The organism is Saccharothrix sp. DSM 118769 (assembly GCF_052936295.1).
The window spans coordinates 8,409,387-8,430,034 of record NZ_CP193627.1; the positions used below are offsets into that span (position 1 = coordinate 8,409,387).

Annotated in this window: 20 protein-coding genes and 1 pseudogene; 5 read left to right on the plus strand and 16 right to left on the minus strand. The window is 73.9% G+C overall.

Annotated elements, in window-relative coordinates:
- The first annotated feature begins 30 nt into the window (after positions 1 to 30).
- Positions 31 to 489, plus strand: a complete 459-nt coding sequence (locus ACRAKJ_RS35625) for a hypothetical protein (protein ID WP_438925078.1) — start codon at positions 31 to 33, stop codon at positions 487 to 489.
- Positions 490 to 504: 15 nt separating this feature from the next.
- Here ACRAKJ_RS35625 and ACRAKJ_RS35630 read toward each other — a convergent pair whose 3' ends face one another.
- Positions 505 to 1,041: a GNAT family N-acetyltransferase gene (locus ACRAKJ_RS35630; protein WP_438925077.1), complete on the minus strand. Its 537-nt coding sequence runs from the start codon at positions 1,039 to 1,041 to the stop codon at positions 505 to 507.
- On the opposite strand from ACRAKJ_RS35630, the gene ACRAKJ_RS35635 reads away from it, so the two are divergent.
- Positions 1,016 to 2,212 carry an FAD-dependent oxidoreductase gene (locus ACRAKJ_RS35635; RefSeq protein WP_438925076.1) on the plus strand — a complete coding sequence of 399 codons (1,197 nt, stop codon included), beginning with the start codon at positions 1,016 to 1,018 and terminating at the stop codon, positions 2,210 to 2,212. The genes ACRAKJ_RS35630 and ACRAKJ_RS35635 overlap by 26 nt on opposite strands.
- A gap of 12 nt (positions 2,213 to 2,224) precedes the next feature.
- Here ACRAKJ_RS35635 and ACRAKJ_RS35640 read toward each other — a convergent pair whose 3' ends face one another.
- Positions 2,225 to 2,902 (minus strand): response regulator, encoded by a 678-nt coding sequence (locus tag ACRAKJ_RS35640; RefSeq protein ID WP_438925075.1) that lies wholly within the window; start codon positions 2,900 to 2,902, stop codon positions 2,225 to 2,227.
- Between the two features lie 256 nt (positions 2,903 to 3,158).
- Between ACRAKJ_RS35640 and ACRAKJ_RS35645 the strand changes: the two genes are divergently transcribed.
- Positions 3,159 to 3,590 carry a MarR family transcriptional regulator gene (locus ACRAKJ_RS35645; RefSeq protein ID WP_438925074.1) on the plus strand — a complete coding sequence of 144 codons (432 nt, stop codon included), beginning with the start codon at positions 3,159 to 3,161 and terminating at the stop codon, positions 3,588 to 3,590.
- 72 nt (positions 3,591 to 3,662) lie between these two features.
- On the opposite strand, the gene mutM is transcribed toward ACRAKJ_RS35645, so the two are convergent.
- From mutM to ACRAKJ_RS35700, 11 genes are all read right to left on the minus strand, one after another.
- Positions 3,663 to 4,520, minus strand: a complete 858-nt coding sequence (gene mutM / locus ACRAKJ_RS35650; RefSeq protein ID WP_438925073.1) for a bifunctional DNA-formamidopyrimidine glycosylase/DNA-(apurinic or apyrimidinic site) lyase — start codon at positions 4,518 to 4,520, stop codon at positions 3,663 to 3,665.
- Between the two features lie 10 nt (positions 4,521 to 4,530).
- On the minus strand, positions 4,531 to 4,761 hold the full coding sequence (locus ACRAKJ_RS35655) for a hypothetical protein (protein ID WP_438925072.1): 231 nt from the start codon (positions 4,759 to 4,761) through the stop codon (positions 4,531 to 4,533).
- Between the two features lie 7 nt (positions 4,762 to 4,768).
- Positions 4,769 to 5,572 carry a ribonuclease III gene (gene rnc / locus ACRAKJ_RS35660; RefSeq protein ID WP_438925071.1) on the minus strand — a complete coding sequence of 268 codons (804 nt, stop codon included), beginning with the start codon at positions 5,570 to 5,572 and terminating at the stop codon, positions 4,769 to 4,771.
- A 30-nt stretch (positions 5,573 to 5,602) separates the two neighbouring features.
- Positions 5,603 to 5,785, minus strand: coding sequence for a 50S ribosomal protein L32 (rpmF, locus tag ACRAKJ_RS35665; RefSeq protein ID WP_438925070.1), 183 nt, complete (start codon positions 5,783 to 5,785; stop codon positions 5,603 to 5,605).
- A 2-nt stretch (positions 5,786 to 5,787) separates the two neighbouring features.
- Positions 5,788 to 6,375, minus strand: a complete 588-nt coding sequence (locus tag ACRAKJ_RS35670) for a YceD family protein (protein WP_438925069.1) — start codon at positions 6,373 to 6,375, stop codon at positions 5,788 to 5,790.
- A gap of 94 nt (positions 6,376 to 6,469) precedes the next feature.
- Positions 6,470 to 7,186 (minus strand): DivIVA domain-containing protein, encoded by a 717-nt coding sequence (locus tag ACRAKJ_RS35675; protein ID WP_438925068.1) that lies wholly within the window; start codon positions 7,184 to 7,186, stop codon positions 6,470 to 6,472.
- Positions 7,187 to 7,408: 222 nt separating this feature from the next.
- Complete coding sequence (gene coaD / locus ACRAKJ_RS35680; RefSeq protein ID WP_438925067.1) at positions 7,409 to 7,891, minus strand: pantetheine-phosphate adenylyltransferase; 483 nt, start codon at positions 7,889 to 7,891, stop codon at positions 7,409 to 7,411.
- A 54-nt stretch (positions 7,892 to 7,945) separates the two neighbouring features.
- Positions 7,946 to 8,512 (minus strand): 16S rRNA (guanine(966)-N(2))-methyltransferase RsmD, encoded by a 567-nt coding sequence (gene rsmD, locus ACRAKJ_RS35685; RefSeq protein ID WP_438925066.1) that lies wholly within the window; start codon positions 8,510 to 8,512, stop codon positions 7,946 to 7,948.
- A 4-nt stretch (positions 8,513 to 8,516) separates the two neighbouring features.
- The gene (locus tag ACRAKJ_RS35690; RefSeq protein WP_438925065.1) at positions 8,517 to 9,668 is read right to left on the minus strand and encodes an MBL fold metallo-hydrolase; all 1,152 of its coding nucleotides are present in this window, start codon (positions 9,666 to 9,668) and stop codon (positions 8,517 to 8,519) included.
- 105 nt (positions 9,669 to 9,773) lie between these two features.
- Entirely contained in the window at positions 9,774 to 10,310 is a 537-nt protein-coding gene (locus ACRAKJ_RS35695; protein WP_438925064.1) for a hypothetical protein, read from the minus strand.
- A gap of 82 nt (positions 10,311 to 10,392) precedes the next feature.
- Complete coding sequence (locus ACRAKJ_RS35700; protein ID WP_447008805.1) at positions 10,393 to 13,770, minus strand: pyruvate carboxylase; 3,378 nt, start codon at positions 13,768 to 13,770, stop codon at positions 10,393 to 10,395.
- A gap of 410 nt (positions 13,771 to 14,180) precedes the next feature.
- Here ACRAKJ_RS35700 and ACRAKJ_RS35705 point away from each other — a divergent pair, with 410 nt between their 5' ends.
- Positions 14,181 to 15,359 (plus strand): hypothetical protein, encoded by a 1,179-nt coding sequence (locus tag ACRAKJ_RS35705; RefSeq protein ID WP_438925952.1) that lies wholly within the window; start codon positions 14,181 to 14,183, stop codon positions 15,357 to 15,359.
- 3 nt (positions 15,360 to 15,362) lie between these two features.
- Here ACRAKJ_RS35705 and ACRAKJ_RS35710 read toward each other — a convergent pair whose 3' ends face one another.
- From ACRAKJ_RS35710 to ACRAKJ_RS35720, 3 genes and pseudogenes are all read right to left on the minus strand, one after another.
- Positions 15,363 to 16,202, minus strand: a complete 840-nt coding sequence (locus tag ACRAKJ_RS35710) for a hypothetical protein (RefSeq protein ID WP_438925951.1) — start codon at positions 16,200 to 16,202, stop codon at positions 15,363 to 15,365.
- A gap of 23 nt (positions 16,203 to 16,225) precedes the next feature.
- Positions 16,226 to 18,415 carry an ATP-dependent DNA helicase RecG gene (gene recG, locus ACRAKJ_RS35715; RefSeq protein ID WP_438925950.1) on the minus strand — a complete coding sequence of 730 codons (2,190 nt, stop codon included), beginning with the start codon at positions 18,413 to 18,415 and terminating at the stop codon, positions 16,226 to 16,228.
- A gap of 94 nt (positions 18,416 to 18,509) precedes the next feature.
- A pseudogene (locus ACRAKJ_RS35720) lies at positions 18,510 to 20,048 on the minus strand (DAK2 domain-containing protein); the annotation flags it as partial.
- Between the two features lie 146 nt (positions 20,049 to 20,194).
- Between ACRAKJ_RS35720 and rpmB the strand changes: the two are divergent.
- The gene (gene rpmB / locus ACRAKJ_RS35725; protein ID WP_306747451.1) at positions 20,195 to 20,386 is read left to right on the plus strand and encodes a 50S ribosomal protein L28; all 192 of its coding nucleotides are present in this window, start codon (positions 20,195 to 20,197) and stop codon (positions 20,384 to 20,386) included.
- Positions 20,387 to 20,648 lie beyond the last annotated feature (262 nt).

A 20,648-nucleotide genomic window follows, 5' to 3' on the forward strand; every position in this document is an offset into this window, starting at 1 on the left:
GACCGACCGGGTTTTCCCCAGGGAGTTGGCGTGTTCGAGGAAGATCGTCCGGCGTCGCCGAAGAAGCGGTTCTCGTCGGTGGCCCTGCTCGCGGCGGGCGGCGCCGTCGTCGCCACCGTCATGGCCACCCTCGCGTCCGTGCTGGCCGGGGGCGACCCGCAACCGGCCCCGCCGGAACCGCGTGCCGGCGTGGACGAGTCGCCGGGCACCTACGAGAGCGTCGCGCCCGACGGCCGCACGGCCACCGTCGTCGTCACGGTGTCCACCCGCGTCGGCGCGGTCAAGCGCGGCGACGCGGCGGCCCCGAAGTCCGGGGAGCCGCGCACCGCCCCGGAGTCGGTGCGGACCACCGCGGTGACGCCGGGCTCGCCGGGGGCACCGGAGACGACGTCGCCGCCGCCGAGCAACCCGCCGTCGTCGTTCGACCCGCCGTCCTCCGCCGCGCCGTCGAGCACCACCCCGACCGGGACGACGACGGACGCCCCGTAGCGCTACCGGGCAGCGCTACCAGGCGTCGCCGGCGCGCCAGTCGCACGCGAGGTCGCCGCGCAGGTCCGGCAGCGCGGTCCCGGCGGGCAGCACGAAGACCCCGTCGTCCTCCTCCTCGGTGCGCACGAGGCCGTCCGGGGTCATCGCGAAGGTCCGGCCGCGCCACCGCAGCCACCCGCGCGCCGCGTAGAAGCCCAGGCCGTCCTCGGAGGCGCTCAGCGCACCGAACGCGTACCCGCCGCGCACGACGCCCTCCAGCGCGCCCATCACCGCGCCGCCGACGCCCCGGCGGCGGTGCGGCGCCCGGACGGCGACGGCCTCGACGTACCCGACCCGCACGGGGCGGCCGTCGTGCGCCAGCTGCCGCCGCACGACCGCCCCGTGCCCGACGAGGTCGTCGCCGTCGCGCGCGAGGGCGTGCACGCCGCCAAGGCAGTGGTCCCAGTCCTCGTCGGAGAACCCGCCGTCGAACGCCTCGTCGAGCAGCGCCCGCACGGCGGCGCGGTCGGCCCGGGACAGCTGCCAGGTGTGGACCAGGGAGACGGGTGACACGCCTCACAGCCTAGGGGCGTCACGTCCCCGGCCCCCGTCCCGCTCCACCACCGGACGAGAGGACGGGAACATGGCGGAGCACATCGTGGTGGTCGGGGCGGGCTACACCGGCCTGGCGGCGGCCAAGCTGGCGGCGAGGTGGACCGGCTCGCGGGTCACCCTGGTCAACGCGCGGGACCGGTTCGTGGAACGGGTGCGGCTGCACCAGCTCGCCGCGGGGCAGCGGCTGCGCGACCTGCCGCTGCGCGACCTGCTCGGGGGCACCGGCGTGGAGCTCGTGGTCGACCGGGTGACCGGCGTCGACCTCGCCGCGCGCCGGGTGCGGCTCACCGGCGGCTCCCTGGGCTACGACCGCCTGGTCTACGCCCTGGGCAGCCGGGCCTCCTTCACCGTGCCGGGCGCGGCCGAGCACGCGCACTCGGTCGCCACGGCGGAGGACGCCGAGCGCCTCGCCGGGGCGCTCGCCACCGCGCGCTCGGTCGTCGTCGTCGGCGGCGGGCTGACCGGTGTCGAGGCCGCGGCGGAGCTGGCCGAGTCGCGCCCGGAGCTGGACGTGGCGCTGGTGACCGGCGGCGGGTTCGGGCAGGCGCTGTCGGCGAGGGGCCGGCGGCACGTGCGCCGGGTGTTCGACCGGCTCGGCGTGGTCGTGCGCGACGGCGCGGGCGTCGCGGAGGTGGACGCCGGCGGCGTGGTGCTCGACGGCGGCGAGCGGGTCGCGGCCGACGCGGTCGTGTGGACGGCGGGGTTCGCGGTCCCCGAGCTGGCCCGCGAGGCGGGGCTGGCGGTGGACGCCGCGGGCCGCGTGCTCGTCGACCAGACCCTCACGTCGGTCTCGCACCCCGAGGTGCTGGCGATCGGCGACGCCGCCGCGATCAGGCGGCAGGACGGCCTGGAGCTGCGCATGGCGTGCGCGACGGGCCTGCCGACCGCGCAGCGGGCCGTGCGGGCGCTGGCGCGGCGGCAGCGGGGCGAGGAGCCCGGGCCGCTGGGCTTCCGGTACGTCAACCAGTGCGTCAGCCTGGGCCGCCGGGACGGGCTGATCCAGTTCGTGGACGCCGACGACCGGCCGAGGGAGCTGGTCCTCACCGGGCGGCTCGCGGCGCGCTACAAGGAGCTGGTGGTGCGCGGGACCGTGCTGTTCGAGCGGCACCCCGTCCTCCCCGCCGGGTGAGGCCGGGCGGGCTCACACCTCGAAGCGGTAGCCCATCCCCGGTTCCGTGACCAGGTGCCGGGGGTGGGACGGCTCGGGCTCCAGCTTGCGGCGCAGCTGCGCCAGGTACACCCGGAGGTAGTGCGTCTCCTTCGCGTACTGCGGGCCCCACACCTCCTGGAGCAGCTGCTTCTGCGCCACCAGCCGGCCGCGGTGGCGGGCCAGGACCTCCAGCAGGCCCCACTCGGTGGGCGTCAGGTGCACCTCGGCGCCGTCGCGCAGCACCTTCTTCGCCGCCAGGTCCACGGTGAACGACGCCGTCTCCACGACCGCGTCCTCGCCCTCCACGACGGCGCCGCGCCGCACCGCCGCGCGCAGCCGGGCCAGCAGCTCGTCCATGCCGAACGGCTTCGTCACGTAGTCGTCCGCGCCCGCGTCCAGGGCCTCCACCTTGTCGGCGGAGTCGACCCGCGCGGACAGCACGATGATCGGCACGGTCGTCCAGCCGCGCAGGCCCGCGATCACCTCGGTGCCGTCGACGTCGGGCAGCCCCAGGTCGAGCACCACCACGTCCGGCTTGCCCTCGGCGGCGGCCTTCAGCGCGGTGGTGCCGTCGTGGGCGGTCAGCACCGCGTAGCCGCGCGCCGACAGGTTGATCCGCAGCGCCCGCACGATCTGCGGCTCGTCGTCTACCACCAGCACCTTCGTCACGCTGGGACACTACGCCGGGAACGCGCCGCACCGCCGTTCCCGATCACGCTGGGCGAGGTTCCTGACACTTTCTTGACGCGGTCGGGTGAACCGCACATCCCACATCTCCACCGGCTGTCCGCACAGGTGCGGACAGTCATGAGTACATCCGGGTGCGAATGAATCCATTCTCTGGACAGGAGTACTGCGATAGTGCGAATGTCCTGTCCGAATTCGGACACTCGCTCACTCACGGTGAGCTACCAGGAGGTCCATGATGACCACCAGTGTGACCAATCAGGACGCGTTACAACTCGTGGTCGCCGTGCACCGGCTGATCCGGAGCCTGCGCCAGTCCGCCTCCGTCCGCCGGCTCCAGCCCACGCAACTGCTGGTGCTGGCGGAACTGGCCTCCCAGGGGCCGATGCGGATCGGCGAGATAGCGGTGCGGGCCCTGTGCTCCCAGCCGACCGCGACCACGGTGGTGACCGGCCTGGAGTCGGGCGGCATGGTCCGCCGCGAATCCGACCCCGCCGACGGTCGGGCCACGATCGTCGACCTCACCGCGCTGGGCCGCGACACGATCGCGTCCCTGGCGCACGGCGAGGCGGAACTGCTCTCCGAGCGGCTCTCGCGCCTCGCCCCGGACGAGCGCGACGCGCTGCGGTCCGTCACGCCGCTCCTGCGCCGACTCGCCGAACCGCGGTGACCCCGCGCCGGTGACCCGCGCCGCGCCCTGCCCGCGGCTCACCGGACTCCCCCGCCCGGCACCCGACCCGGGTCAGCCCCTGGGCCTCGGCTGGCAGCGGGGGCACGAGTACGACGAGCGGTTCATGAACGGCTCGCGCCTGATGGGCGTGCCGCACCGCCGGCACGGCTCGTCCTCCCGCCCGTACGCGGCCAACGAGCGGTCGAAGTACCCCGACTGGCCGTTCACGTTGACGTACAGCGCGTCGAACGACGTCCCGCCCTGCCCCAGCGCCTCGTGCATCACCCGCGTGGCGTGCGCGAGCAGCTCGGCGGCCTTCGGCCGGGACAGCTTGTCCGTCGCGCGGGCGCCGTGCAGCCTCGCCCGCCACAGCGCCTCGTCGGCGTAGATGTTGCCCACGCCCGACACCAGCGTCTGGTCGAGCAGGGCGCGCTTGACCTCGGTCCGCCGCCTGCGCAGCGCGGCCACCGCCGCGTCCGGGTCGAACGCGGGGTCCATCGGGTCGCGCGCGATGTGCGCCACGGGCAGCGGCAGCCGCGCGCCGTCGACCTCCACGACCTCGGCCAGCGCCAGCCCGCCGAACGTCCGCTGGTCCACGAACCGCAGCTCGGGGCCGTCGTCGTCGAACCGCAGGCGCACCCGCAGGTGCTTCTCGTCGGGCGCGTCGACCGGCTGGACCAGCATCTGGCCGCTCATGCCGAGGTGCGCGAGCATCGCGTCACCGCCCGACAGGTCGACCCACAGGTACTTGCCGCGCCTGCGCGCGGCCTCGAGGACCTGCCCGGTCAGGCGCACGGCGAAATCCGCCGCACCGGGCAGGTGTCGGCGGATCGCTCGTGGGTGGAGGACCTCGACCGCGGCCACGGTCCTCCCGGCGACGTGCTCGTGCAGACCCCGGCGGACGACCTCTACCTCGGGCAGCTCGGGCACGGGCGGTCGATCAGTCCTCGGACTGCTCGCGCTCGGCGGCGGCCTCGGCCTGCTCCAGCTCCTCCAGGAGCTCGTACGCGGCGGCCTGCGGCTTGGTCGGCTTGAGCATCCAACCGCCCGCCTGGGCGGTGTCGCGCACGAGGACCAGGCCCTGGATGCCGCCGCTGCGGGAGGCGTTCAACGGGCGGGACGGGCGCGCGTGGCGCGCGCGCCGGTTCGTCCGGACGTTCGTGGCATACATTTCGGCGTCAGTCTTCCTGAGTAGGTGAAGCCTGCGTGTTCGCCGAGTCGGGGGCGTGGCCGTTCCCGGCCGCACCGGCTTCCTGCTCGGCGCGGACCCGTTCGTGGAGCACGCGGTAGGCGGCCTCGGCCGCCTTCTGCTCGGCTTCCTTCTTCGTGCTGCCGTCGCCGGTCCCGTGGGGCCGGCCACCGACGAGCACCGTGGCGGTGAACTCCTTGCGGTGGTCGGGCCCCTGGTCGTCGACCCGGTACTCGGGGACGCCCAGGCCCGCCGAAGCGGTCAGCTCCTGCAAGCTGGTCTTCCAGTCCAGCCCGGCTCCCCGCAGCGGCGCTTCGGCCAGCAGGGGGTCGAACAGGTGGTGGACCAGCTGACGCGCGGTGTCGATGCCGAACTGCAGGTAGACCGCGCCGATGACGGCTTCGAGGCCGTCGGCGAGGATGCTCGCCTTGTCCCTGCCGCCGGTCAGCTCCTCGCCGCGGCCGAGCAGCAGGTGACCACCCAGGCCGTCCTCACCCAGGTTGCGCGCGACGCCCGCGAGGGCGTGCATGTTCACCACGCTCGCGCGGAGCTTGGCGAGCTGCCCCTCGGGCAGGTCCGGGTGCGTCTGGTACAGGTGGTCCGTGACGACGAGGCCGAGCACCGCGTCGCCCAGGAACTCCAGGCGCTCGTTCGGCGGGAGCCCGCCGTTCTCGTACGCGTACGACCGGTGCGTCAAGGCGAGCGTCAGCAGCTCGGCGTCCAACGGGACGCCGAGCGCTTCGATCAACGGGGCGCGGTCGGCGGACCGACCGCGCGACGACCTACCCCCCACGATTCGCCGCTACCTTCGCCAGAGGAGTGATCAGGCCGGCTGGACGACCTGGCGGCCGTCGTACTGGCCACAGGTCGGGCAGGCGACGTGCTGCGGCTTCGGCTGGCGGCAGGCCCTGTTCTGGCAGGCCACCAAGTGCACGGCAGCGGTCTTCCACTGAGCGCGGCGCGAGCGCGTGTTCGAGCGCGACATCTTCCGCTTCGGGACGGCCACGACTAGTTCTCCTCTGGATTGTCACGATTCCCGTCGAACCGCTCCTGAAGGGCGGCCCAACGGGGGTCAATCGTCTCATGCCCGTGGTCGGGGCCGAGATCGGCCAGCCTGCCGCCGCAGTCGACGCACAGCCCGAGGCAGTCCGGCGAGCACAGCGGCACCTGCGGCAGCGCGAGCACGATCGCGTCGCGCACCACCGGTTCGAGGTCGATCAGGTCGTCGTGCAGACGGCTGACCTCGTCCTCTTCGGTCGTCTCGTCGGTGGCGCTGTCCGGGTACGCGTACAGCTCGGTCAGCTCCACCTCGACCTCCGCGGACAGCGGTTCCAGGCAGCGCGAGCACTCCCCTTCGACCACCGTCGCGGCCGTGCCGGTCACGAGCACGCCTTCGACCACCGACTCCAGCAGGAGGTCGAGTTCGACCACGCCCCCCGCCGGCACCGCGATCACGCCGAGCAGGCCGACACCTTCCGCCGGGACCGTTCGCTGGTAAGCGCGGCTGGAGCCCGCGCGACGACCCAGGTCCCTGGTGTCGATGACCCAGGGCCCGGCTGCTGTGGGACGCGCGGCGGCGTGACGGTGCTCAGACATGATGTGTGGGTGCTGTCGGGCGACTTACCACGACCAGCCAATCAAGGGTACGGGACAACCGCCCCGGACGTGAAATCGGCAGGTCGGACGTCGTTCAGTCGTGGTAGTCGAACGGTGCGGCGGCGCTGGCGACGACCGGGCCGCGCAGGTGCGAGCGCCCCTTGCCGACGCTCCGCAGGGTGTGCGCCAGCAGGTCCTCGAAGTCGGCGAGCTTGCCGTCCACGTACGCGTCGCACTCGCTGCGCAGCCGGACGGCCTCGGTCTGCGCGGCCTCCAGCACGCGGGCGGCCTCGTTGTGGGCGGCCTGCACGACCTCGGTCTGGTCGACCAGGCGCGCCTGCTCCGACCGGCCCTCCTCGATCGCGCGCTCGTAGTTCGCCCGGCCGGCCTGGACCATGCGGTCGGCCTCGGCGTGGGCGCGGCCCACCAGGTCCTCGTACTCCTGGCGGCCGGCGGCGACCGTGCGCTCGGCCTGGTCCTGCGCCTCGGCGACCATCCGCTCCGCGCGGGCGCGGGCCTCGGACAGCATCCGCTCGGCCTCGTGCTGCGCCTCGTTGACCATGCGGTCGGCGTCGGAGCGGGCCTTGCTCAGGCTCTGCTCGACCTCGTGCTGCGCCTTGCCGACCAGTTCGTCGCGGTGGTCGAGCACGTCCTGCGCGTCGTCCAGCTCGGCGGGGATCGCGTCGCGCACGTCGTCGAGGAGTTCGAGCACGTCACCGCGCGGCACGACGCACCCGGAGGTCATCGGCACGCCACGCGCTTCCTCGACGATCGTGACCAGCTCGTCGAGGGCCTCGAACACCCGGTACACGTCACACTCCTCGCGCCCACAGCAGTACCCGTCCAGTGTGCCCTGCCGGTCTCGTCCCCGCCGGGAGATCGGCAGGGCGTGTCCGGTCAGACGACGCCGCGGGCCGAACCGCACGGCGCGTGGTGTGATCACGCTCATGGCCGGGGGGCGGGCACCGCACCGGGTGACCCCCGAGCGTGACGGGCGGTCGCTCCGGGTGACCGGGTCGCTCCGGGTGACCGGTCAGCGGCTCTCGGCGAGCCGGGCGAGCAACCGGTCCTTGATCGTCGGCGGCAGCAGGCTGGTCACGTCGCCGCCGTAGGTCGCGACGTCCTTGACCAGGGAGCTGGCCAGGAAGCTGTAGATGGGGTTGGTCGGCATGAACAGCGTGTCCACGCCGGTGAGCTGGTGGTTCATCTGCGCCATCTGCAGCTCGTAGTCGTAGTCGCTGACCGCCCGCAGGCCCTTCACGATGGCCTTGATGTCGTTCTCCAGGCAGTAGTCGACCAGCAGGCCGTGCCAGGCGTCGACGCGGACGTTCGGCCACTGCGCGGTGACCTCGCGCAGCATCTCGGTGCGCTCCTCGACCGAGAACAGGGTCTTCTTGTTCTTGTTGATGAGCACGGCGACGACGACCTCGTCGAAGAGCTTCGCCGCTCTGCCGATGATGTCCAGGTGTCCGTTGGTGGCCGGGTCGTAGGAGCCGGGGCACACGGCACGCGTCATGGTTTCGGACGGTAGCACCCGATCGGACGCGTCCAGTCCGGTGCGTGGTCCGCATCACCCGGTGGCGGCCACCTGTTCGGCCCAGTGCAGGGCCGTGTCGCCGTATCGCTTGCCGCGCAAGGATTCCACGCCGACCGGCCAGAGCGGTTCGGGGTCGCGCGCGGCCCGTTCCACGACGAGCAGCGAGCCCGGCCGGGTCCAACCCGCGGTGACCAGGGACTCCAGCACGCGGTTGAGCTGTTCGGCGGTGACCGCGTACGGCGGGTCGGCGAACACCACGTCGCACGGCTCGTCGGGCGCGGTGGCGGCGACGGCCTCCGCGGTGCGGTTCAGGACGGTCGCGCCGGGCAGCCCCAGCGCCCTGGCGTTGCCCTTCAGCACTTCGGCAGCCCGCTTGTCCGACTCCACGAACACGGCCCTGGTCGCGCCCCGGGACAGGGCCTCCAGGCCGAGCGCGCCGGACCCCGCGTAGAGGTCGAGCACGGCCGCGCCGTCGAGGTCGACCAGCGCCTGCAACGAGCTGAACAGCGCCTCGCGGACGCGGTCGGAGGTGGGGCGGGTGCCGCGCGGCGGCACCTGGAGGCGCCGGCCACCGGCGACGCCCGCGACGATCCTGGTCACCCGCTCATCGTCCCAGGTGCGCCCCGCCGCCGACGGCCGCCACCTGCCCGGTGGCCCCCCGCCCCGCCGGCGGGGTCGTGAGCGCCTGCCACCACCCGTCCACCGCCGGGGGGCGCGCGACGTCGACCCTCTCCCCCGGGCGCGGCACGGCGAGCGGCACGCCCTGGGCCTCGGCCTCGCGCCACACCCGGTCCACGGGCTCCGACCAGTCGTGCAGCGCCAGGTTGAAGGTGGCCCAGTGCACCGGGACCAGCAGCCCGCCGCGCACGTCGCGGTGCGCCGCCACGCCCTCCTCGGGCGTCATGTGGATGTCCGGCCAGCCCGACCCGTACGCGCCGATCTGCACCAGCGCCGCGTCGAACGGCCCGTGCTCCTCGCCGATGGCCTTGTAGCCGTCGAAGTAGCCCGTGTCGCCGCTGTAGTACACGCGGTGCTCGGGCCCCTTGACGACCCAGGACGCCCACAGCGTGTTGTCGCGCTCGAAGCCCCGGCCGGAGAAGTGCTGCGCGGGGGTGGCGACCAGCGTGATGCCCGCGACCTCGTGCGACTCGTGCCAGTCCAGCTCGACGATCCGGTGCTCGGGCACGTCCCAGCGGCGCAGGTGCGCGCCGATGCCCAGCGGCACCACGAAGACCGCGTCCTGCCCGTCGGTCAGCGCCCGCACGGTCGGCAGGTCCAGGTGGTCGTAGTGGTCGTGCGAGATGACGACCGCGTCGACCCGCCCGACCTCGTCGAGCCGGTGCGGCACGGGGTGCAGGCGCTTGGGGCCGACCACCGGGGACGGCGAGCAGCGGTCGCTCCACACCGGGTCGACCAGGACGCGCGCGCCGTCGATCTCGATCAACGTCGAGGCGTGGCCGTACCAGGTGATGTGCAGTCCGTCCGGCGTGCCGGGGACCGGCGGCACCAGGGGCACCTCGCCGACCGGGCGGCGCTGCTGCCCGCCGAAGAGCATGTCGCGCAGCGTCCCGCCCGCGTCGGAGGGCGGCATGGTCCGGGTCTGCCTGGCGTTGCGGAACTTCCCGTCGCGGAACTGCGGCGAGTTCCGGACCCGGTCGCTGGCGGGGGTGCCGCCCAGCGCGGCCGGGACGTCCCGGGCGGCCCACGCGACCGCTCCCGCGGTGAGGGCGAACAGTGCTGCGGCGACCTTCTTCATGGAGCCTCCAACGCGGTGTGCCGCACCCCGGTTCCCGGCCCCGTCCTCGCGTGGCCCACCTCACGGCGCACGGCGGAGCGCGGCTCCCGGGCCGCGAACCGGGCCCTACAGCTCGCCCGCCACCAGGACGGTGCGGTGCCCGAGCCGGGCGGACAGCTCGGCGACGAAGCCGGGGCGCAGCGGCGGCCAGTTCCAGAAGGTGAAGGCCAGGGCGCCGAAGCCCCACCGCGGCGTCCAGCGCCACCCGTTCGGGTCGAGTTCCCGGCCGCACGACGGGCACGGCCGCGTCCCCGGTTCGCCGCGCAGCCACTCGTCGAACGCGTCGTGGAGCTGCTCCAGGCCGACGTCCGCGCCGCAGTGCGGGCAGGACACGCCCTGGTCGGTGCCCTTCGCGTAGTGGACGGCGCGGCCGGCGACCACCTGGAGGCCGTTCCACGCGTGCGCGGCGAGGGCGTCGTCCGGCGCGTCCACGGCGGAGGCGTAGTCCGGTCCGGGCGCGCGGCCGGGGCCGCCGGCGCAGCTGGTGACCCGCGCCACGACGACGCCCCGTTCGACGAGCCACGCCGTCACCGCCGCGGCGAGGTCGGCGGCCTCGTGGTCGCCCGCCTCGACGTCCACGACCGTCTGGTACCCGTTGCGCATCAGGCAGGTCTACACGCACCGGGGGCGGGGCACCGCACCGGTGCCCCGCCCCCGATCCGCTCTCCCTATCGGCCCAGCACGATCAGCCCAGCACGATCAGCAGGTCGCCGCCCTCCACCTGCTGCACGCCGCCGACCGCGAGCCGCGCCACGCGGCCCGCCTTCGGCGCGGTGATCGCGGCCTCCATCTTCATCGCCTCGATGGTCGCCACGGTCTGGCCCGCCTCGACCCGGTCGCCCTCGGCCACGCTCGGCGTGACCACGCCCGCGAACGGGGCGGCGACGTGGTCGGGGTTGGTCCGGTCGGCCTTCTCGGCGGCCGGGACCTCGGCGGCGATCGACCGGTCGCGCACCTGGATGGGCCGCAGCTGGCCGTTGAGCACCGCCATCACCGTGCGGATGCCGCGCTCGTCGGGCTCGCTGATGGCCTCCAGGCCGATGAGCAGCCGCACGCCCGGCTCCAGGTCGACCGAGTACTCCTCGCCCGGCTTGAGGCCGTAGAAGAAGTCCTTGCTGCTCAGCACGCTGGTGTCGCCGTAGGCGTCCCGGTGCGCCAGGAACTCCTTGGTCGGCGCCGGGAACAGCAGCCGGTTGAGGGTGGCGCGGCGGTCGCCCTCCAAGCCCTTCTCGTCCTCCTCGGTCAGCTCCGCCACGCCCTTGGGCGCGGCACGGCCCTGGAGCGCCTTGCTGCGGAACGGCTCCGGCCAGCCGCCGGGCGGGTCGCCCAGCTCGCCGTGCAGGAACCCGATCACCGAGCCGGGGATGTCGAACCGGCCCGGGTCGGCCTCGAAGTCCTCCGGCTTCACGCCCGCGCCCACCAGGTGCAGCGCGAGGTCGCCGACGACCTTCGAGGACGGGGTCACCTTCACCAGCCGGCCGAGCATCCGGTCGGCGGCGGCGTACATGGACTCGATCTCCTCGAACTTCTGCCCGAGGCCGAGCGCGACCGCCTGGGTGCGCAGGTTGGACAGCTGCCCGCCGGGGATCTCGTGCTTGTAGACGCGGCCCGTGGGACCGGGGATGCCGGACTCGAACGGCGCGTAGACCTTGCGCACCGACTCCCAGTACGGCTCCAGGTCGCACACCGCCTGGAGGTCCAGGCCGGTGGCGCGCTCGGTGTAGTCGGTGGCCGCGACGATCGCCGACAGCGGCGGCTGCGACGTCGTGCCCGCCACCGAGGCGACCGCGCCGTCCACCGCGTCCACACCGGACTGGATCGCCGCCAGGTAGGTGGCCAGCTGACCGCCCGCCGTGTCGTGGGTGTGCAGGTGCACGGGCAGGTCGAACTCCTTGCGCAACGCCGTGACCAGGCGCGCGGCGGCCGGCGGGCGCAGCAGGCCCGCCATGTCCTTCACCGCGAGCACGTGCGCGCCCGCGCCGACGATCTGCTCGGCCAGCTTGAGGTAGTAGTCGAGCGTGTAGAGCCGCTCCTCGGGGTTCGACAGGTCCGAGGTGTAGCAGAGGGCGACCTCGGCGACCGCCGTGCCGGTCTCGCGGACCGCCTCGATGGCCGGGCGCATCTGCTCGACGTCGTTGAGGGCGTCGAAGATGCGGAAGATGTCGATGCCGGTCTTCGTGGCCTCCTCGACGAACGCGCTGGTCACCGCCTCGGGGTAGGGCGTGTAGCCCACCGTGTTGCGACCGCGCAGCAGCATCTGGAGGGTGATGTTGGGCACCGCCTCGCGCAGCGCCGCCAGCCGCTCCCACGGGTCCTCGGCGAGGAACCGCAGCGCCACGTCGTACGTCGCGCCGCCCCACGCCTCCAGCGACAGCATCCGCGGGGCCATCCGCGCCACGTGCGGCGCGATGGCCAGCAGGTCCTTGGTGCGCACGCGGGTGGCCAGCAGCGACTGGTGCGCGTCACGGAACGTGGTGTCGGTCACGCCGAGCGCCGTCGACTCCCGCATCCAGCGGGCGAAGCCCTCCGGGCCCAGCTCCACCAGCTTCTGCTTCGACCCGGCGGGCGGCTCCGCGGCCAGGTCGACCGCCGGCAGCTTCTCGCGCGGGTCCACGACGGACGGCCGCGGGCCGTTCGGCTTGTTCACCGTCACGTCGGCCAGGTAGGTCAGCAGGCGCGTGCCGCGGTCGGCCGGGACGCGCGCGGTGAGCAGCCGGGGGCGCTTCTCGATGAACGAGGTGGTGACGCGGCCCTCGTAGAAGTCCGGGTCGTCCAGCACCGCCTGGAGGAACGGGATGTTCGTGGACACGCCGCGGATGCGGAACTCGGCGACCGCGCGGCGGGCCCGCGCCACGGCGGCGGAGAACGTGCGACCGCGGCAGGTGAGCTTGACCAGCATCGAGTCGAAGTGCGCGCCGATGGCCGTGCCCGCGCCGGTCGTGCCGCCGTCCAGGCGGATGCCCGAGCCGCCCGGCGAGCGGTAGGCGCTGATCATGCCCGTGTCGGGGCGGAAGCCGTTGGCCGGGTCCTCGGTGGTGATGCGGCACTGGAGGGCCGCGCCGCGCAGCTGCACGGTCTCCTGGCTCAGGCCCAGGTCGTCCAGGTCCTCGCCGCTCGCGATCCGCATCTGCGACTGCACGAGGTCGACGTCGGTGACCTCCTCGGTCACCGTGTGCTCGACCTGGATGCGGGGGTTCATCTCGATGAAGACGTAGTTGCCGTGCGGGTCGAGCAGGAACTCGACCGTGCCCGCGTTGCGGTAGCCGATGTGCCGGGCGAACTTCACCGCGTCGTCGCAGATGCGGGCGCGCAGCTCCGGGTCCAGGTTCGGCGCGGGCGCGATCTCGATGACCTTCTGGTGGCGGCGCTGCACCGAGCAGTCGCGCTCGAACAGGTGCATCACGTTGCCCTCGCCGTCGGCGAGGATCTGCACCTCGATGTGCCGCGGCTCGACCACGGCCTGCTCCAGGAACACCGTCGGGTCGCCGAAGGCCGACTCGGCCTCGCGGGACGCCGCCTCCAGGGCCTCGCGCAGCGAGCCCTCGTCCTCCACGCGGCGCATGCCGCGACCGCCACCGCCCGCGACCGCCTTCACGAAGACGGGGAAGGTGATGTCCGCGGCGGCGGCCAGCAGCTCGTCGATGTCGCTGGAGGGCGCGCTGGACTTCAGCACGGGCAGGCCGGCCTCGCGGGCCGCGGCGATGGCGCGGGCCTTGTTGCCGGTCAGCTCCAGCACGTCGCCGGGCGGACCGATGAACGTGATGCCGGCCTCGGCGCACGCCTTGGCCAGCTCGGGGTTCTCGGACAGGAAGCCGTAGCCGGGGTAGACCGCGTCGGCGCCCGCCTTGCGGGCCGCCTTGATGATCTCCTCCACCGAGAGGTAGGCGCGGACCGGGTGCCCCGGCTCGCCGATCTCGTAGGACTCGTCTGCCTTCAGCCTGTGCAGGGAGTTGCGGTCCTCGTGGGGGAAGACCGCAACCGTGCCCGCGCCCAGCTCGTAGGCGGCGCGGAAGGCCCGAATCGCGATCTCGCCGCGGTTGGCGACAAGAACCTTGCGGAACATGCGGCGTTCCCTCCCGGTTGCTCGGCGGTGAATCAAGGCACGCTACCGTGCGCTTCCCGCCCCTCGGGAGTTCCATCTCACGTGACGGACGTCATCGTGATCGGTCACTCATCCGGTCAAGGGCGGTGCGACCTGGGACCATGCCCCGGGATTCTCCCCTGTGGCGCCGTCGTGCGCAGCTCCCCGTTCCGCCGAACACCCGTTCGACGCAGCGCGGTCGCGCTCCGTCCACCGCGTACCGACGATCACCGGGCCGTCACGGTGCGTTCGCCACATCGGGTGACTGCGCCCGCCGAAGTCTCGGTAGGGTTGAGGTCATGGCCGGGGCTGAAGGGACTGGGCAGCCTGCTGCCCGCACCCATTTCGACGTAGTTCTGCGCGGGTACAACCAACGCCAGGTGAACGAGCGCGTGACGCGTCTCGAGTTCGACCTGAAGAACTCCAACAGAGCGCGTGAGGCGGCGTCGACCCAGGTCGCGGAGCTGTCCAAGCTGCTCAGCTCCACCCGTGCCGAGCTGGACAAGGTCAAGGGCCAGGTGAGCAACCTCGCCAACAGCCCCGTCAACGCCTCCAACGTCACCGAGCGCGTGCGCGTGATGATGACGCTCGCCGAGGAGGAGATCGCCGACATCCGCAAGGCCGCGCTCGACCAGGCCAACGCGACGCGCGCCGAGGCCGAGCGCGCCGCCGCCGAGGGCCGGGTGGCGCACCAGCGGGCCATGACCGAGCTGGAGGAGCGCCGCCGCCAGCTGGAGGCCGCCCACCAGCAGCGGACGACCGAGCTGGAGCGGCAGTACGAGGAGCGGCGCGCCGAGCTGGAGAAGTCGCTGGAGGAGCTGCGGGTCAAGCTCAACCGGGAGCACGAGGCGCTGGTCGCCGAGACCACCGCGGAGCGCGAGCGGCTGACGGCCGACTTCGAGGGCAGGACCGCGGAGCTGGCGGCCAGGCGCACCGAGCTGGAGCAGAAGTACAAGGGCCACCACGACGACCTCGACAAGGAGTACGACGAGCTGCGCACCACGCTCCGCAAGGAGCACGAGGTGCACGTCGTGGAGGCGAAGGCGGAGGCCGCGAGGCTCCTCGACGCCGCCCGCGCCGAGGTCGCCGAGCTGGAGTCCGAGGCCCTGGCCAAGGCCGAGGAGGCGATCGCCGACGCCAACTCCCGCGCCGAGCGGACGATCACCGAGGCGGACGCCCACGCCGACCGCCGGGTGACCGCGGCCGACCTCAAGCTCGCCGAGCTGCACACCGTGCACCGGGCGGTGACCGAGCAGTTCGCCGCGGCGCAGGAGGCGATCACCCGGGCGATGGCCACCCTGTCGCCGCTGGACGTCGAGGCCCGGGCGGAGGAGGAGGCCGCCGCCGCGAAGGCCGAGCCGACCGACGACCGGCCTGCGCAGGCCGAGCCCGCCAAGGCCGAGCCCGCCAAGGCCCAGCCCGCCAAGGCCGAGCCCGCGAAGGCCCAGCCCACGAAGACCGAACCGGTGAAGCCCGAGCCGGCGGCGAAGGCCGAGGAGCCGGCGAAGGCCGGGGTGGACCCGTCCGAGCAGCCCACGACCCAGCTGCCGGTGCCCAAGAAGCGCAGGTAGGGGCTACTGGGGCAGCTGGTCGGCCGGCACGACCTCGGCCTGGTTCGGCACCGCGATGCCCACCGGGCCGCCCCAGTCGCGGAACCGGGTGGTCGACTGCTTGACGACCTTCCCGTCCAGCTGGAAGCGGTACTCGGCCTTGAGCGGCGCGCTGGTGGCGTCCACCCACACCGAGGCGGCGATCGCCACGCCGTAGTCGGCGAGCTGGGTGTGCTGGAGCTGGATGTCCGGGTCCTCGACGACCTTCGCCATCTTCATCGGGTCCACGACCAGGTCGTAGCGGGTCACCGGCACGTCGTCGAGCCGCTCGGTCGTCGTGCCGGTGATCAGCGCGGCGCTCGGCTGCACGTAGTCCAGCTCGGCGCCCACGGTGGCGCTCGGCCCGAAGCCGCGCAGCAGCGCCGCCAGCGAGCCGCTGTTCTCGGGCGTGTAGTGGCCCCACTTCTTGCCCTCGGGCATGGGCGCGCCCGCGACCTGCACGTACGTCCCGGAGGGCACCACCACGAGGGTCGTCCGGTTCGGCGGCTGACCGCCGGTCGAGACGTCCATCACCATCGACGCGCTGAGCCCGCCGGGCGAGTGCCTGACCGACCCGTCGACCACGGTGCGGACCTCGGTGGCCTCCCCGTCGGAGGCGAAGCCCTCGGTGTGGAACGCGGCCGTGGACAGCTCGGCGCGCCGCTGCTCGACGCGTTCGGCGAGGACCGCCAGGTCGCCGCGGGGCGGCGGGGCGCTCGACGGGGCCGGGTCACCACCCGGGCCGGGCGAGCAGGCGACCAGCGCCGACACCAACGCCGGCAGGACCAGGGCCGACGGGACCAGGGCGAGCGGGGAACGGCGCACGAGTCAGGGTAACCGGCCGCCGCTCACGCCTTCTCCAGGTACTCGGCGCGCTCCTCGTCCAGCAGCCCCGCCACCAGGCCGGCCAGCCCGGGGTGCGCGGCCAGGTCCGGGTCCGCCTCCACGACCTCCTGCGCCACGACCCGCGCGTCGGCGATCACGTCCTCGTCGCGCAGCAGCGACAGCATCTTCAACCCCGACCGCGTGCCCGACTGGGCCGCGCCCAGGACGTCGCCCTCGCGCCGCAGCTCCAGGTCCAGCTGCGCCAGCTCGAAGCCGTCCAGGGTGGACTCGACGGCCCGCAGCCGCTCCATGGTCGACGTGCCGCCGGGCATCTCGGTGACCAGCAGGCACAGCCCCGGCGCGCTGCCCCGGCCGACGCGCCCGCGCAGCTGGTGCAGCTGGCTCACGCCGAACCGGTCGGCGTCCATGATCACCATGACGGTGGCGTTGGGCACGTTCACGCCGACCTCGACCACCGTGGTGGCCACCAGCACCTGCACCTCGTTCGCCGCGAACGCCCGCATCACGGCGTCCTTGTCGTCCGGGGCCATCCGCCCGTGCAGGACGTCGATCGCCAGCCCGCGCAGCGGCCCGGCGGCCAGCCGGTTCGCGACGTCCACCACGGCCAGCGGCGGCCGGCGGTCCGAGCCGTCGCCCTTGCCGTCCTCCTTCGGCGGCTCCTCGCCGTCCTCGTTCTCCCCGTCGCCGATGCGCGGGCACACCACGTACACCTGGTGCCCCTTGCGCACCTCCTCGTGGATGCGCTGCCACGCCCGGTCCAGCCACTGCGGCTTCTCCGCGATCGGCACCACCGACGTGGAGATCGGCGAACGCCCGCGCGGCAGCTCGCGCAGCGCGGACACCTCCAGGTCGCCGTAGACGGTCATGGCCACGGTGCGCGGGATCGGCGTCGCCGTCATCACCAGCACGTGCGGCGCGGACCCGCCGGCCCGCCCGCTCAGCGCGGCGCGCTGCTCCACGCCGAACCGGTGCTGCTCGTCGACCACGACCAGCCCGAGGTCGTGGAACCCGACCTTGTCCTGGATCAGCGCGTGCGTGCCGACCACGACCCCGGCCTCGCCGGTCACGATCTCCAGCATCGCCTTCTTCCGCGCCGCCGCGCCCATCGAGCCGGTCAGCAGCGTGACGCGCGTCGCGTGCTCCGCTCCCCCCAGCTCACCGGCCTGCGCGAGGTCGCCCAGCTGCTCCCGCAGCGACCGGGCGTGCTGCGCGGCCAGCACCTCGGTGGGCGCCAGCATCGCGGCCTGCCGGCCCGCGTCGACGACCTGGAGCATCGCCCGCAGCGCCACCATCGTCTTGCCCGAGCCCACCTCGCCCTGGAGCAGCCGGTTCATCGGCACGTCCCGCGACAGGTCCGCCGCGATCTGCTCGCCGACCTCGCGCTGGCCGGCGGTCAGCTCGAACGGCAGGCGGGCGTCGAAGGCGTCGCGCACGAGGCCGTCGCGGGGCGGGCACGCGGGTGCCGGGCGGGCCGTCGAGGACTTGCGGCGCTGGGCCAGGGTGAGCTGGACGGCCATCGCCTCGTCCCACTTGAGGCGCTGCTGCGCCACGGTGATCGCGGCCCACCCGTCCGGGCGGTGGATGTCGCGCAGGGCCTTCTCCAGCGGCACGAGGTCGCGGGCCCGGCGCAGGTCCTCGGGCAGCGGGTCCTCGGCGACGCCGTCCCACAGGGCGAGGACCTGCTCCACGCAGTTGGAGACGTTCCACGACTGGATGCCCTGCGCCGCCGGGTAGACCGGGATGAACGCGCCCGCGAACTTGGCCGCGTCGCCGTCGAACCCGTCGAGCACCTGGTAGTCGGGGTGGGCGAGCTGGAGCTTGCCGTTGAACACGCCGACCTTGCCCGCGAACATCGCCTCGCGGCCGGGCAGCAGCTCGCGCTCGACCTTGCGCGAGCCGCGCCCGAAGAACACCAGGTGCAGGTCGCTGGAGCCGTCGGTGATGACGGCCTCCAGCAGTTCGCCGCTGCGCGACTTCATCCGCCGCTGCCGCGCGCTCTTGACCCGCGCCTGCACGGTGGCGTGCTCGCCCAGCTCCAGCCCGGCGATCTCGGTGAGCTTGCCGCGCTCGTCGTAGCGGCGCGGGTAGTGGCGCAGCAGGTCGCCGACCGTGCGCAGGCCCAGGCCGGACTCCAGGGCGTCGGCGCTCTTCTTGCCGAGCACCGCCACCAGCTTCTCGTCGAAGGTCGTCATCAGCGGCCCATCCAACTACTCGACACCGACAAACGACACCGACGACGACGAGGGCGTCCGGCTGTCCGCCCTGGTAGGCGGCCAGCTCCACCTCCGGGTGGGTCACCCGCAGGTGATCTTCCAGCACCCGTTCCAGCCCGTCCGGGGCACCCCGCCCGAGCAGCACGGTGACCAGTTCGCCGCCGCTGGCGAGCATCCGGTCGACCAGGCGGCACGCGAGGTCGCCGACGTCCTCGCTGCCGGGCGCGACGAGCACGACCTCGCCGTCGACCATGCCGAGCAGGTCGCCCGGCTCGCACCGGCCCACCCACGTGATGGCCTCGCGGGCGGACACCGCGACCTCGCCGCGCCGGGTGGCCGCGGCGGCCTCGGCCATGGCGACCACGTCGTCGCCCGCGCGGCGCGTCGGCGAGTGCACGGCGAGCGCGGCCAGCGCCTGCACCGGGGAGAACGTCGGCACGACCACGACGTCCTGCCCGGCGGCGACGGCCTGCGCCACGGCCTCGTCGAGCGGTCCGCGCCACGCCGGGTCGCCGGGCAGCACGGTCACCTGCCGCGCCCGCGTGCCCGTGACGACGGCGAGCAGGTCGGCGGCGGTCACGTCCGCGTCGCCGGGCTCGAACACCACGGCGCCCTCGGAGCGGAACAGCTCGGCCGCGCCCGGTCCGTCGACGAGCACGACGATCGCCCGGTCGCGGGCGAAGCGGGACGCGGCGGCGACCTGGTCGGCGAACCGGGCGACGGTGACGCGGTGCGGGCGGCCGACCGCGATGCCCGCCTCGATCGCCGCGCCGATGTCGTTGCAGTGCACGTGCACGGTCCACAGGCCGGCCCCGTCGCCGACGACGGACGCGCAGTCGCCGACCGCCTCCAGCGCCGCCCGGAGCCGGGGTGCGTCGAGGTCGCCGTCGAGCAGGTACATGACCTCGTACTCGTAGTCGGCCGACCCGGCTTCGCGGGCGGTGGTGAGGGCGTCGCGCGGCACGCTCGCCGGGGCCGCGCCGGAGGTCTCCGGCGCGCGGCCGGTGACGACGCCCGCCAGGGTGTCCAGGAGCACGACGAGGCCCCGCCCGCCTGCGTCGACGACCCCGGCGCGGGCCAGCACGGCGAGCTGGCGGGGCGTGTCGGCGAGCGCGGCGGCCCCGGCGCCGGCGGCGGCGGTGACCACCTCGTCCAGGTCGTCGGAGCCGCAGTCGCGGGCCGCCTCGGCGGCGGCGTGCAGGACGGACAGCACGGTGCCGGGCACGGGCGCGGACACGGCGGCGGTGGCCAGCTCGTCGGCGCGCTGCAACGCCCGCCGCAGCGACGAGCCGCCGGCCGTGGACGCGCCCTGGGCGGCCTCCGCGAGGCCCCTGAGCACCTGGGACAGGATGACGCCGGAGTTGCCGCGGGCCCCGGCCAGCGCGCCGCGCGCCAGGGCGGCCAGGGCCGTGCCGACGCCGGCGTCCTCGTCGGCGGGGGTCCGGAGCAGGTTGTCCAGCGCCGAGCGCATGGTCTGGAGCAGGTTGGTGCCGGTGTCGCCGTCGGGCACCGGGAACACGTTGATGCGGTCGATGTCCTCCCGGTTGGCGTCCAGGGACCGCACACAGGCGTCCGCCCACTGGCGCACCGCGACCGCATCGAGAGCCCGCATGGCCGCCGAGGGTATTCGACCCGGTTTGGAGGCGGTGCGGCCGACCGGCTACCCTGTCCAGGTTGCCATGCCCGGCTGAGGCTTGTGCACGCTTGCGCGCCCGCCGGGGCGTGAGTACCCCCGAAGAACCTGAAGGAGTGGCTGACGTGGCTGCCGTGTGCGACGTCTGTGGCAAGGGGCCGGGCTTCGGCCATTCTGTCTCGCACTCCCACCGGAAGACGAACCGCCGGTGGAACCCGAACATCCAGACCGTGCGCGCGAAGGTGTCCTCTTCGCAGCGCCAGCGGCTCAACGTGTGCACCTCGTGCCTGAAGGCGGGCAAGGTGGTGCGCGGCTGACGCCGTGCCCTGAAGCGTGGCGAAAGGCCCCCGGGTGGTTCACCCGGGGGCCTTTCGCTGTCCGCGAGGCGCTCGGGCGCGGGTCCGGGGTGCCAGGTGGACGGACTCGCTGTGCCCTGGTGGCGAACCCGGGCGGCACGCGGAGGTCGGCGGTTCGGTCGACGGCGGTTCGGCGGTCGGCGGCGGATCAGTGGTGGGCAGCGGGTCGGTGGGCAGCGGCGGGTCAGTGGGCGGCGGCGGGTCGGTGGGCAGCGGCGGGTCG